Annotated in this window: 14 protein-coding genes and 4 tRNA genes; 13 read left to right on the forward strand and 5 right to left on the reverse strand. The window is 46.4% G+C overall.

From position 1 onward, the window contains the following. Positions 1-10 precede the first annotated feature (10 nt). The 4 genes from HQM11_19440 to HQM11_19455 all read right to left on the reverse strand — a co-directional run bounded on the left by HQM11_19440 (position 11) and on the right by HQM11_19455 (position 6,320). Positions 11-1,033 carry a hypothetical protein gene (locus HQM11_19440; GenBank protein MBF0353213.1) on the reverse strand — a complete coding sequence of 341 codons (1,023 nt, stop codon included), beginning with the start codon at positions 1,031-1,033 and terminating at the stop codon, positions 11-13. After that, positions 1,030-1,839, reverse strand: coding sequence for a glycerophosphodiester phosphodiesterase (locus tag HQM11_19445; protein ID MBF0353214.1), 810 nt, complete (start codon positions 1,837-1,839; stop codon positions 1,030-1,032). The genes HQM11_19440 and HQM11_19445 overlap by 4 nt, the downstream gene beginning before the upstream one ends. Before the next feature lie 74 nt (positions 1,840-1,913). Then, complete coding sequence (locus HQM11_19450; GenBank protein ID MBF0353215.1) at positions 1,914-4,946, reverse strand: FAD-binding oxidoreductase; 3,033 nt, start codon at positions 4,944-4,946, stop codon at positions 1,914-1,916. A gap of 315 nt (positions 4,947-5,261) precedes the next feature. Beyond that, entirely contained in the window at positions 5,262-6,320 is a 1,059-nt protein-coding gene (locus tag HQM11_19455; protein ID MBF0353216.1) for a uroporphyrinogen decarboxylase, read from the reverse strand. Positions 6,321-6,473: 153 nt separating this feature from the next. On the opposite strand from HQM11_19455, the gene HQM11_19460 reads away from it, so the two are divergent. From HQM11_19460 to rplL, 13 genes are all read left to right on the forward strand, one after another. Further along, positions 6,474-7,364, forward strand: coding sequence for an ATP-binding protein (locus tag HQM11_19460; protein ID MBF0353217.1), 891 nt, complete (start codon positions 6,474-6,476; stop codon positions 7,362-7,364). A gap of 28 nt (positions 7,365-7,392) precedes the next feature. Beyond that, positions 7,393-8,403, forward strand: coding sequence for an acyl-CoA thioesterase (locus HQM11_19465; GenBank protein MBF0353218.1), 1,011 nt, complete (start codon positions 7,393-7,395; stop codon positions 8,401-8,403). A 354-nt stretch (positions 8,404-8,757) separates the two neighbouring features. Beyond that, positions 8,758-8,833, forward strand: a tRNA-Thr gene (locus tag HQM11_19470). Between the two features lie 12 nt (positions 8,834-8,845). Further along, positions 8,846-8,930, forward strand: a tRNA-Tyr gene (locus HQM11_19475). 20 nt (positions 8,931-8,950) lie between these two features. After that, positions 8,951-9,025: transfer RNA gene (locus HQM11_19480), tRNA-Thr, on the forward strand. Between the two features lie 18 nt (positions 9,026-9,043). Further along, positions 9,044-9,193, forward strand: coding sequence for a 50S ribosomal protein L33 (gene rpmG / locus HQM11_19485; protein ID MBF0353219.1), 150 nt, complete (start codon positions 9,044-9,046; stop codon positions 9,191-9,193). Between the two features lie 68 nt (positions 9,194-9,261). After that, positions 9,262-9,338, forward strand: a tRNA-Trp gene (locus HQM11_19490). 98 nt (positions 9,339-9,436) lie between these two features. Beyond that, positions 9,437-9,622: a preprotein translocase subunit SecE gene (gene secE, locus HQM11_19495; GenBank protein MBF0353220.1), complete on the forward strand. Its 186-nt coding sequence runs from the start codon at positions 9,437-9,439 to the stop codon at positions 9,620-9,622. Positions 9,623-9,629: 7 nt separating this feature from the next. Continuing rightward, positions 9,630-10,181, forward strand: coding sequence for a transcription termination/antitermination protein NusG (nusG, locus tag HQM11_19500; protein ID MBF0353221.1), 552 nt, complete (start codon positions 9,630-9,632; stop codon positions 10,179-10,181). A gap of 21 nt (positions 10,182-10,202) precedes the next feature. Continuing rightward, a complete protein-coding gene (gene rplK, locus HQM11_19505; GenBank protein ID MBF0353222.1) occupies positions 10,203-10,628 on the forward strand; it encodes a 50S ribosomal protein L11 in 426 nt (141 codons plus the stop codon). 55 nt (positions 10,629-10,683) lie between these two features. Beyond that, positions 10,684-11,373, forward strand: a complete 690-nt coding sequence (locus HQM11_19510) for a 50S ribosomal protein L1 (GenBank protein MBF0353223.1) — start codon at positions 10,684-10,686, stop codon at positions 11,371-11,373. Positions 11,374-11,669: 296 nt separating this feature from the next. After that, on the forward strand, positions 11,670-12,197 hold the full coding sequence (gene rplJ, locus HQM11_19515; GenBank protein ID MBF0353224.1) for a 50S ribosomal protein L10: 528 nt from the start codon (positions 11,670-11,672) through the stop codon (positions 12,195-12,197). Positions 12,198-12,227: 30 nt separating this feature from the next. Further along, positions 12,228-12,599 carry a 50S ribosomal protein L7/L12 gene (gene rplL, locus HQM11_19520; protein ID MBF0353225.1) on the forward strand — a complete coding sequence of 124 codons (372 nt, stop codon included), beginning with the start codon at positions 12,228-12,230 and terminating at the stop codon, positions 12,597-12,599. Between the two features lie 57 nt (positions 12,600-12,656). Here rplL and HQM11_19525 read toward each other — a convergent pair whose 3' ends face one another. After that, positions 12,657-13,187, reverse strand: a complete 531-nt coding sequence (locus HQM11_19525) for a hypothetical protein (protein MBF0353226.1) — start codon at positions 13,185-13,187, stop codon at positions 12,657-12,659. Positions 13,188-13,361 lie beyond the last annotated feature (174 nt).

Consider the following 13,361-nt stretch of genomic DNA (forward strand, 5'->3'; position numbering starts at 1 on the left):
GGAAAACGGTTCACTTCAGTTTGTAGGTGAAGTTGATCATAAATTCATTCTGGCTGGAATAGCCATAACGGTTGGAATAGGTGGGAATGGTGATGCCTAACTCCATATCGTTCTTGCCGGATAAAAATCCGAATTTCGCTTCCATCACTCTGTTTCCGGAGGAATCACTCCACACCAAATCATTATCTCCCGCAAGTCGGCTGGAAACGGTCATGAAATAGCGGTTGCCCCGTCCCAGTACAGGCACTTCGTCAGCCACATTGAAATCCACAGTGCCTACCAGTTTGACTGCGGTATCCAGTGAAAAACGGTCTTCAAACCGGGCGACATAGGGAATTGACAAATACCATTTGACGTATTTGTCAAACATCCAGGAATAAGGCAAATCGACCGATGTCTGGCTGTCTTCCGTTTTATCTTTGGAATTGGCGAGTGGGCCCACATCAAAACCCAGCAGATCCTTCAGAACGGCTGGTGCGGGCAAGGGGGCTTCTGCCTGTTCATGTGTTTCCGTCTCTGATCGGGTTCTGACTTTTTTCTGGGCCGCATGAGCAGGCATATCTTGCTCAAAGTTTGTCTCCCGGGACAGGTAATCAAGCGGAAGCGTTTCGTCAACAGGATCATCCTGCTTTGAGTTTGCTGATGAAGGCCATGTCTGCTGTGAATTTTCCGCAAGCTGTTCAAAGGTGAATATCCCTGTGGATTTCCAGTTATTTTGTTTGCGGCGAGTCGGGGCGGCGGGATAATATCCGGTCTCCGGTCTTAGATAATTGTAAGCAATCTCATCCCGTGTCTCATGGATTTCGGGAATAATTTCTTTTTCAGGCACAGGTTCTTCAGTGGTTGCCGGTGTTTGTTCAGTAAGAATATTTTCAGGAAAAACGGGTAATGCTTCCATAGAAAACGCATCGGAATGAGAACTTTCCAATGGAACATTACGGGGAAATTCAGAACTGTCCCGCCTGACACAAATAACTATGGCAATAATGGCTGTCAGTGAATAAAACAGCCCCCATCGAATCCATTTTGTCATTTGCGTTCTTCAAGAAACCGGGTTTTTAATTGATGCAGGCACAACGCCTGATTGGAAAAAATCCAGTCGACGCCTCTGTTGATTTCTCGAAACAAGGCATTGAGCGACTCAATAAATCCTGTTCCCACCTGCTGTCCGGCCTGCCGGTGCCGATTCACAAACCTGTTGGTCATCAGGGCGTAATGGCCTGTGATGCCTCCATAATTTTTCTGGAGTGCGTCATGACTCAATGTTGGCAGATTGATTTCTGCCACAGACAACAACGATGACCGCGGAACAAAAGTGGTGTATTGGAACATTTCAGGATGGAGTGTGATGAGATGGAAATCCACCGCGGGCGTTAAATTCTGAAACAACTGGCGGAGAATATCTGACTGTTTTTCTGGTTCAGGGTAATGTTCCTGCTTGAGTTCCACCATCAGATGCAGTTTTTTGCCATAACGCTGGATCAATGCTTCCAGCGTCGGAATCACCGGGAACTGCTGTCGGACTTCCGGCATGGTCATTTGTGAAATCACGTGAGAACTTCCGAACAGCCTCCTTCCATCCGTATCATGAAACACCACCGGACATAAATCACGGGTCCAGCGAATATCCAGTTCGATTCCCCACAGTCCCGCCTCCAGGATGGGATCAAACGCGGAAAAGGTATTTTCAAACACTGTCCGGTTGTCGCGTTCGCCTCGATGGGAGATGATTTTGCAGGCTTCAATTTTTGATATTTCCGGAACAGGCTGTGGCCAGTGCTTGAAAAAATGATCCACTGACCAGTGAAAGGGTTGTTCGATCCAACCTGGAACACTCATATTTTTCCTAACCCGGCATAACCGGAACCATTTTTTGCCCTTGTGCACAAAATGACACTTGTCAGACTAATGTGTTATTTCAATTCTCGAAAAATCACCTGAATGGGATGATTGGGATTGAAATGCCGGAATCGTTCGACCTGGCTACGGCATGAAAAACCGGTCACCACCACCCGCTCTCGTTGGAGTGGATTATCCGGGATATGTTTGGCCCAGCTCAGCTCATAAATGCCTCTGGACTCCTCAGCATGATTGGCTTCATGGCCATAGGTTCCCGCCATGCCGCAACAGCCGACTGAGAGTGGTTTCAGCTTCAGACCGAACATGGCAAAGACTTCCTGCCATTGTTTTTGCGAAAGAAGCGCTCCGGTTTTTTCCATGCAATGTCCAAGCAACTGATATTCTGATTCTGTTTTAGCCTTGAACTTCCGGAGTTGTTCTTTTTGCGTGACCAGCCATTCCTGGATCAACTGAACCTCAAATTTCATGGGTTTTTCCAGCAGTTCAGGATATTCATCCCGATACGTCAGGACAACACTGGGGTCCACCCCGATCATCGGAATTCCACATACGGCAATCTGTTCCAGAAGCAACGAGTTTTCATGAGCGATGTCTTTGAATTTTGAAAGAAAGCCTTTCACATGCAGAGGCTTTCCATTGGGATGATAGGGCGCAATGTAAACCTGATATCCCAGAAATGAGAGAAAATCATAAATATCGAGCACCAGGTTGGATTCATAAAACGAGGTGAAGGCATCCTGTAGCAAAATCACACTTTTTGCTTTTTGTGCTGGCGACAACTGTTTCAGTTGGTCTATCCGGAATTCAGGAATATTCCGTTGCCGGATTCCTGTGGATAGGGGAATTCTGCTGAATTTCGGCAGGTCTACCAAGCCAATCATGTTGCGAAACAGCCATTGCACAGGCTGGCTTTTTAAAATGGCGTTCACCAGCAAGGGAAACCGTGACGCGAACACCCCGATATATTCCATACTGGCAATGAAATAATCCTTGAGGGGTCTGAGATATCGGGTGTGGTAGGCATCCAGAAAACGACTGCGGAACGAGGGCACATCCACATGTACAGGACATTGGGTGGCACAGGCTTTACAGGCAAGGCATCCAGCCATCGCGTCATAGACTTCATGCGAATAGTCGTAGTCCCGGTTTTTTTGAAAAGTATTAAAAAATCTGCCAATCCATTTGCCGGGAATTCCACCCCAAACAGGAACCGCTGGTGTTAGCGAGAGTCGGCGGAGCCATTCCCGCATCAATCCAGCCCGGCCTTTGGGGGAATGAATCCGGTCTCTGGTAATTTTGGAGGAAGGACACATCACATCATTCGGATCATAATTGAAACAGGCGCCGTTGCCATTGCAACTGATGGAGGTTTCATACGTGATCTGAAACTCCGGTTTGATCTGACGGTCATAATGCCCACGAAGCGGAGCCTCCACCTTGACGAGTTTGTTTTCCATGGAAAGGGGCGCGACAATTTTTCCCGGATTCAATTTGTTGAACGGATCAAACGCTTCCTTGATTCGGCGCAGATCCGCATAAAGTTCCTCGCCAAAAAACTGTGGTGTGTATTCGCTACGAAAACCTTTGCCGTGTTCGGCCCACATCACACCGCCATATTTTCTGACCATTGCGACCACTTTATCGGAAATTTCACGCACCCAGCTTTCTTCGAGCGGATTCTGCATGTCGAGTGCGGGCCTAACATGCAGACAACCAACATCCACATGGCCGAACATGGCATATTCCAATCCGTATCCATCTAAAAGCGCCTTGAGTTCGCGGATGTAGCTTGCCAGATGTTCCGGCGGAACGGCAGTGTCTTCGATGAACGGGATGGGCTTCCGTTTTCCTTTGGTGTTTCCAAGCAAACCAACACCTTTTTTGCGTAAATTCCACAAAGATTTGATTTCTTCCGGTTTGTCCGTGAGGTAATAGCCGGTGGCATGTCCCGTATGTTGGTCCGGTTGTTCCATGGCCTGTCTGAACGCGTTAATTTTTGCTGTGATCGGTTCCAGTTGGTCACCGGTGAATTCCACCAGATTGATCGCACGGGTCGGTCGGTCGCCCTCATCCTGAATGAAATCCTTGACCTGCAAAAAAATCTCATCTTCCCGGGCCAGCGTCAGAATTTTTTCATCGACGGTTTCAATGGATTCAGGGTCGGCATTGACCAGGATTTCCGCGTCACTCAACGCATGATCAAACGATTCATATTTCATCACGATCAATTGCTTGAACTTCGGCATGGGTGTTATTTTCAGTTTTGCCTGCGTGATGAAGGCCAGCGTTCCTTCTGAACCGGAAAGAAGGTAATTCAGGTTGAAGGTTCCGGTTTCATTTTCATAAACTTTTGCCAGATTGTAGCCTGTCAGAAACCGGCTGAGTTTGGGGAATACCTCTTTGATCAAGTCCTGTTTTCGGGTGACGATTCCATCCACCTGCTGATGAATCAGGCCCACCATGTCAGTTCGTTCCTTGACCAGTTCCAGTGGCTCAGTGGCCAGTGGTTCCGCATCCCATAGCGTGCCATCGGAAAGCACACAGGACAGCGCCAGAATGTGGTTGCTGGTTTTTCCGTGAACCCGTGAACCCTGGCCGCAGGCATCGGTATTGATCATGCCGCCGAGCGTGGCCCGGTTGCTGGGAGAAAGATTCGGTGCGAAAAAGACTTTATGGGGACGCAAAAATTCATTCAACTGATCCAGCACAACTCCGGGCTGAACCAACACCCAGCCTTCTTCCAGGTTCAACTCCAGAATCTGGTTCATATGCCGGGAACAGTCCACCACGATACCAGACGAAAGGGATTGACCGTTGGTTCCGGTGCCGCCGCCCCGTGGTGAAAACTGAATTTCCTTAAATGGCTCTTCAGTAGCGATTTTCAGCAAGGTAACAATATCCTGCTGATCTCGTGGATAGACCACAGCCTGAGGCAGAATCTGGTAAATACTGTTGTCAGTAGCTGTTATCAGGCGGGTTCCCAGATCATCCTGAATTTGTCCGCGGAAGCCTGAGGTTCGGATTTTTCCGAGAAATTCAGAATACAGCCAGTTGAGGGGAACTTGTTCATCCAGACGTGGGATCATAAATTAATGTTCCATGAAGGTTTAGAATTTTGGGGAATTAAATATGGTTAAATCAAGGAAGGTGTTCCAGATCATCGAGATCTTTATAAGCAATAATCAACTTTCTCCTCGTTAAGCAATCTCAAAAAATCCTTGAAGTCGCTCGGTAGCTCGATGTCCACAATTGATCCTTCTCAATTTTTCTACATGTTTCAACCGTTCCTGGGGGGGCTGTTGACTCCAGTATGATCTGGAGTCCTCATCATCTAGCGAAGATGATATTGAAATCACGGTTCGATCCATTTTCAAAAAATCACCATTCAATAGCTTTCAAATTCAGGATATGACACCCAGTGTTTTGGCTCGTTCCACAAAATAGGTCACGTTTTCAAAGGGTGTTTGTGGCAAAAGACCATGATTGAGATTCAAGATATGTCGTTTCTTTTGTGTCTGTGCAAAGCATTGCTGAATGGCCGCATCAATGTCTTCGTGAGTGCCTTCCATCAACAGCCGGTTGTCCACATTTCCCTGAAACACAATTTCAGGCTGACTTTGGGCCATCGCCTGATCGAGTTGCACACAACTGCCTACGCTCATCACCCGGGCGCCACTTTGAAGCATGAGATCAACAAACGAGCATTCTTTCGTGAACAAAATGCCGGGGGCTTGAGGCTTGAGTCCGGCAAAAATCCGTTGATGGGTGGGTTGGACATGCCGTTCATAAATATCTCGTGGCAGGACATCGGCAAATGATTCAAAGAGTTGTACCGCATGGGCGCCATTGTCGATCTGGTAATTCAGATAGTCGATGGTCATGACTGTCAGGTGGTCCATCAAACTGTCAATCATCTCCGTGTTTTCACGGATGAATTTGAGAATCTCCGGAATCTGATGTCCCGGAGATTTTCCGGCAATCATAAAAAAAGCCAGCGTCATGGGAGCGCCGGCAAATCCCAGCAAAGGCAAGGCTCCGTGGAGTTCCCGTTGAATATTTCGCAGGGATTTTCCTACGACCGGCACATCCGTTTCCGGGTCGAGAAACCGAAGGCTTTTAACTTGAGAACGGGAAACAATGGGGGTATCCAGTACCGGCCCGGGACAAAAGCGAAAAGGCGCTCCAAGCGGGCTGAGAGGAGTGAGAATATCCTGAAACACAATGATCGCGTCTACCCCGATTCGCTGTGGCAACAGGGAGACCCGCACCACCTGATCCACATCCAGAAAGATTTCTTCCAGCGGTCGGGGATACTGTTCACGCAATTCACGGTAAAGCGGGTCGGTTCTTCCAGCCTGGCGCATCATCCAGACCGGAATTCGGGGAATCGGCATGCCCCATGCGGCTTTCAGCAGGAGATCGTTGTCTAGTCGTGGGAGTGTAACAGGAGTTTCAGTCATAATCATTCCTTGAGAAAATTGAATCATTCCTTGAAATTATTCAGCCACAGGGGGCAGAACATACTCTGTATTGTGAGTCTCTGGGGCAATGCCAAAACAGTTATCTGAACCTTATAAATCATCCACATTTTAGGGATCCCGGAAAGAATGTCAATGTTAGAGTCACCTCAGGCCTGCCTCCGTTGTCAAAGCACGTATATCCTGGTTGAGTGCATATCCAACGTGCAATATGCCAAAGCCAGTATCTGTACCTGTTTTTCCAGACCATGCGCCATTTGTCAGGGAACCCGGTTTATTTTTCATCGTGACAAACATGGGCGTGACCTGGCACTGCCCTGCCCGACCTGCGAACCTCTCCGGCATAAGGTCAACCTTTACAATGGTGCGAGAATTCCCAAGAAATACGCATCCAGTCGCATGGATCCTCAGGAGAAGGATGACTCCAACAAGATGGCCTATATGTATCTGCAGACGATTCTGAAAAACCTGGAACCGGGACAACAGGCTTCGCCTCAGGGGGATGAACCGGAAGATGGCCTCAAGGGCTTGATGCTCATGGGAACTCCCGGAACAGGTAAAACCCATCTGATGGCAGGATTCGCCTATCTTTGCACCATTCAACTGGGCATTTCCTGTGTGTGCCAGGGATTTTCCGAATTGTTGTCGGAACTTCGGAAAGCCTATTCAGACGGTTTATCAGAAATGGAAGTGATTGAACCCCATCTGCGGGCTGATGTGCTGATCATTGATGATCTGGGCAAGGGACGTAATACTGACTGGGAATTGATGATTCTCGACACGCTCATCACTGAACGCTACAATCGCAACAAAATCATCATGGCCACTTCCAATTACACTGAACATACCAACACGACCCTCAAGGAACGGATTCTTACCAAAGATAAATCGGATGTTGAAAAATTTACTGAAGATACACTGAGAAAGCGGGTTGGCGAACGGATTTATTCAAGATTGAAAGAGATGTGCTATTTTGAACACCTGTTGGGGCAGGATCGCCGCAACCTGCAAGATTACGGTGATTGATACCACACAGATTTTCAAGGAGAAACCCATGGAACAGCGCCCGATGAAAACCCCTGCGGATTCAAAAAGCTATATTGCCGAAATCGTTGGCGAGGAAAGTCGGTTTGGACAGCGAATGGATGCGGGGTCCCTGTTGCACATGATGGATCTGGTCGCGGCCACAGCCGCCTGGAAACATACGGGGTGCCATGTGGTCACCCTTGCGTTTGATCGGGTGGAACTGCTCAACATCATCTGCCACATGGATTATGTGCGGTATGATGCCTGTGTGATCAAGGTCGGTCGGTCATCCCTGGTGGTTCGCGTGGATGGTTTCAGCAAACCTCCGACCGAAATGGAACTTCAGGCAACCCACAGTGGTGTGATCACAATGGTCGCTGTTGACGAAAACAAACGCCCGAATCGTGATATTCCCGGAATGAGTTATCAATCAGAAGAAGATCTGGCCAATAAATTTTATGCTGAACAAAGAGATACAAAACTGGCACAGAACAAGATCGCGTTAACCCGGATTGATCAACTGGACGAAATTGGCATGGATCAACTTAAAGATCTGTTTCCACGACAGCGCAGATACACACCCTCCCAGACAGAACTCATCACCCGAAAACTGTTTCTACCGCGCCATGTCAATGCGTTAGGCAATATTTTTGGTGGTGAAATCATTGAATTGATGGAAGAACTTGCTATTGCTAATGCCCGTCAATTTACAGGGAACTTCAATGTTGTAACCATTGCGATGGAAGATGTCTTGTTTCTGAAACCCATTCAACTCGATCATTTGGTTGAGATGAAATCTGTTGTGACCTTTGTCGGGAAAACTACTCTGACAATTGAGGTTTCGGTGCGTGCGCTGGATGGCTTTCATCCGGAAAACGGCTACATCACCAACAATGGAATTTTCACAATTCTGAATTATGACCGATCCGGACAGAAAAAATTCATCAAGACCGGCCTGGATCTACAGACCGCCACACTCGCACACAAAAAAACATACCTTCGGGAATTATTCAAATATCAACAGAACTCTCGGGCATGACATTGGTATTTTATCAATTCATCTGCCTCAATAATTTACCTTTCCGAAACATGCTGTGACTCAGCAAAAATCTCAGGTGATCTCTTACGGAATTTACAAGGATCAGATGTTCCGAAGGATAAACCGAGGGTCTTGTGCGTAGTCTCTGATTTTGGATTTATCCTCTTGAAAGATCCTGGACAGAGAGCATGGCAAGGTGTTCTCAAGACCCACCGAATTCCTGTCCATTTTTATTATAATTTGTAAAAATAACAGAAATTCAGTGATTTAAATAAAAGTCATTTGGCTTAAAAAAATGTATTGACATACACAGGCTATCCGAATAAAAACTCCGTTTCACTTCTTCAGAATGAGGCTGGTATAGCTCAATTGGTAGAGCAGCTGATTTGTAATCAGCAGGTTGCGGGTTCAAGTCCCATTGCCAGCTCCACGATTTCAGCGTGGGGAGATACCCGAGTGGCCAAAGGGATCAGACTGTAAATCTGACGGCTCCGCCTTCGAAGGTTCGAATCCTTCTCTCCCCACCATTTTAATAACCCCCTGCGATGCCTGGGTAGCTCAGTGGTAGAGCATTTCCTTGGTAAGGAAAAGGTCGGCAGTTCAATCCTGCTCCCAGGCTCCAGAACTATAGTGGTGATTCATGCGGGACACGATTCAATTGGAATGCACAGAGTGTAAACGGAAAAACTATACGGCTTCCCGTAACAAGCGCACTAAAACCAGCCGGATGGAAATTAAGAAATATTGCCGCTGGGATCGTAAACACACGATCCATAAAGAAACCAAGTAAATCCGGTTTTGAGGTCTTTGAGGGAAACAGGTGTTCACCCGTTACAACTCCTCTCTTAGTGAAAGTGTAGGCCAGTAGCTCTAACTGGTAGAGCGTCGGATTCCAAATCCGAGGGTTGCGGGTTCGAATCCTGCCTGGCCTGCCATCTCCTCATAAAATTCGTGATCTGAAATCAAAACATGGTGTCATCGCAGGGACAAAAAGTCTGCTTCCTGTCTATGTTTTTCTATCAACAGGTAAGATATGTTTAGTAAGTTCAAGCAGTTTTTGGATGATATTCGAGCAGAATTTAAAAAAGTTCATTGGCCAGACCGTGATGAAACCATCAAGGCAACATCCATTGTTTTGGCTCTTTCCCTGATCGTCGCCGTATTTCTGGGCGTTGCGGACTTGGGTTTGTCTTCAATCATGAAGATGATTATTTCCTGAAGGAATTATGGCTGAATCAAACGCAGAGTTCAAATGGTATATACTGCAAGCCAACGCTGGTTTTGAAAGCAGGATTGAAAAAATGATCCAGGAACAACTTCGGCTTAAAAACCTTGGGCACCTGGTGCAGGAAATTTTTATTCCTTCCGAAGACGTGGTTAAAACCAAGGGTGGAAAAAAAAAGACGGTAAACCAGAAATATTTTCCTGGTTACATTCTGATTCACATGGATCTCCAACCTGCTCTGTGGCACTTGCTGATGGGCATCAACAGAGTTTCGGGTTTTGTGGGTGGCACAAAAGATAAGCCACTCCCACTGACCGAAAAAGAATTGCAGGACATTCGCAGCCAGATAGACCAGGGTGTTCAGCAAGCTGCTGTGCAGCAGGATTATGACTTAGGGCAGAAAGTGACGATCACTGAAGGCCCCTTTAGCAATTTCACAGGTGTGATTGATGAAATCAACCGGGAGAAAAACAAATTGAAAGTGCTTGTGAGTATTTTCGGTAGACCGACCCCCGTTGAAATTGAGTTTGATAAAGTACAGAACGCCACCTGATTCACATTGTAAGAGGCTACTATGGCAAAAGAGATTACCGCATTCATTAAATTACAAGTACCCGCAGGCAAAGCTAATCCATCTCCACCCATTGGGCCGGCTCTTGGTCAACATGGTGTGAATATCATGGAATTCTGCAAAAGTTTTAACGCTAAAACCCAAGGCATGGACACCATTGTTCCGGTAGTGATTTCTGTTTATTCCGACCGGTCATTTACGTTTATCATGAAAACGCCTCCGGCTGCGGAACTGATCAAGAAAACGCTCAAACTGGATAAAGGCTCAGCAACCCCTAATACGGCAAAAGTCGGTACTCTTTCACAGAGTCAACTGGAAGAAATCGCCAAGATCAAAATGCCGGATCTCAATTGCTATGACATTGAAGCCGCAAAAAAAATTGTGGCTGGTGCCGCGCAAAGTATGGGCGTGGAAATCGCCGGCAACTGACCGGTATTGTTCAATCAATAAACCACAACTATGTGGGAGGCAACCAGGAGTATTTATGCCGAAACTAACAAAACGACAAAAAATGATTCAGGAAAAAGTAGACCGAAATCGGGTTTATCCTTTGCAGGAAGCACTGCAAATCCTGAAAGATGTAAAATCCCCCAGATTCGACGAAACCGTGGATATTGTCCTGAAACTGGGTGTTGATTCCAGAAAAGCGGACCAAATGGTTCGCGGAAGTTGTGCCTTGCCTAATGGTCTGGGGAAAACAGTCCGCGTGATTGTCTTCGCCAAAGGTGAAAAAGAAGTTGAAGCTCGAGATGCTGGCGCGGATGTTGTGGGTGGAGAAGATCTGGTTCAAAAAATCCAGGAAGGCTGGATGGAATTTGATCGAACTATTGCCACACCAGACATGATGGGCGTTGTCGGGAAAATCGCAAAACTTCTGGGGCCTCGTGGTTTGATGCCGAACCCCAAGGTTGGCACTGTGACACTTGACGTTCGCAAAATGGTGCAGATGATCAAAGCTGGTCAGGTAGAGTTCCGTGTGGATAAAAACAGCAATTTGCATGCGCCAGTTGGAAAAGTTTCTTTTGACAATCAAAAGCTTGCTGAAAATATCCATGTATTCATGGAAACTATTCTGCGAATCAAACCGTCTACATCCAAAGGTGTTTATCTGAAGAGTTGTACTATCAGTTCAACGATGGGACCTGGCATCAGGGTGGATACGTCAACCCTGTAATTAAGTATTGTGTTGTCGAAGACAGCAGGGGCCCCTGAGGGCTTAATAGTTCACCCTGCCGAGATAGCAAGAATTTCGCTTTTATCCGCTTTTCTGCTTCCGGTTCGGAGTTCTCAAAGGAACTCCTGTCTTTCTGTTTTCGCTTCCATTAAAAATCCGTTCTGATTTCAGAGCGTTTTACCGTTGATCTGGAATACAGTGACATGTATTTCCAACGGATTTTGTTCCCCTGTGAATTTCCAGAGAGTTGCTGGAAAGCGGGGATTGGTTATCACTTCTCAAAAAGCGAGGTGTTTGTGGATAAAATATCAAAAGAAGCGGTGGTTCAGGAGCTGAAAACTGTTTTCAGCAAGGCATCTTCTGCTGTTTTGGTCGATTACCGCGGAATGGAAAACAATAAGGTTGTGGAGTTGCGCAAGCAGCTTTATGACAATGCTTCCAAGATGAAGGTAGTCAAAAATACGTTGGCCAAAATCGCGGCAAAAGATACTCCTTTTGAAAAAATTACCGATAAATTTGTTGATACCCGTGCCATTGTTTTTAGTGAAAAGGATGCAGTTGCCCAGGCAAAAATACTGTCAACCTTTTCCAAAGCAAATCCGGCATTAGTGATTCTGGGAGGTTTGCTCACAGATAAGAAAAAAACATCCGTGTTGAATCCGGATGAAATTAAAGTACTGGCAGAACTGCCTCCAAAAGAGGAACTACTTGCCAAATTGTTGTACTTGATGCAGGCACCTGCGTCACAATTTGTAAGAACTTTGAACGAAGTTCCCGCCAAATTTGTGCGTGCATTGTCCGCCATTGCTGAATCAAAAAAATAACCCTGAACTCATGGAGCTGTTATGTCAGAAATAACAAAAGAACAAGTGATTGAATTTATTTCCAATATGTCCGTTCTTGATTTGTCCCAAATGGTCAAGGAACTCGAAGAAAAATTCGGTGTGAGCGCCGCCGCTGTTGCTGGTCCCGCGGTTGCTGTTGCTGCCGCTCCTGCTGAAGCTGCTGCTGAACAAACCGAATTTGCGGTTATCCTGGCCGCTGCCGGAGAAAAGAAAATCAATGTGATCAAAGAAGTTCGTGCGATCACTGGTTTGGGACTCAAAGAAGCCAAAGACTTTGTTGAAGCCGCTCCTCAAAAAGTGAAGGAAGGAATTACCAAAGAAGAAGCAGAAGCCATTAAAAAACAACTGGAATCCGCTGGTGCTTCCGTAGAAATCAAGTAAGCGTTTTATGTTGGGGCGAACCCTTGTGCTCGCCCTGATATTTTGAATGAATCCTGATTATCCTCCTGACTGTTCCCTGTTTTTCTTTTTCTCTCCCTGAATCACTCTGACAAGCGTGTCGTTGTTTACTTTGGGTACTGGCAGTGAATCAAAATAGTCTTTTGGTTCATAGACTTCGATATTTTCAAAGCCACAGTGACTCATCATTTTTCTGATTTCCTGATCATTGTCAAAATGCAGGTGAACACCGCCTCTGGCCACTACCTGCAAGGCTTTGGAGCTGGCCTGAACCAATGGAAAATGTGGATGATCCGTGAAATGGCCATAATTATCCAGCAGGTACCACCCGCCGACACTGTTTCCAAGCGTTCGTGCGATTCGTGACCAGAGTTGAGCCACAGTTTCGAGATTGAAATAGTTGATCAATCCTTCGCTGATAATGACCACAGGCTGTTGAGGATCACAGTATTTACGAATCACTTCCGCTAAACTGTCTGGTCCCTCATCCAGAAGAATATTACAGGGAATAACCTGATGATTGGCCGATGAAGTGATTTTTCCCAGAATTGATTTCTTTCTCTTGCTCATTCCTGTTAGATCTGTTTCCAGATACCGCAATCCTTGCGCTTCGAAACTTTTCGAGCTGTGCAGGTGATTTGAATATGTTGTAGAACAGGAATACACTGGATTTTGCGTTATTTTCCCCCAAAAAGAACCTTTTGATGCGAGAATCCTATGTCCAATTATGAAATCAAGATCCAG

It is taken from the genome of SAR324 cluster bacterium (assembly GCA_015232315.1).
Classification (GTDB): Bacteria; SAR324; SAR324; order SAR324; family NAC60-12; genus JADFZZ01.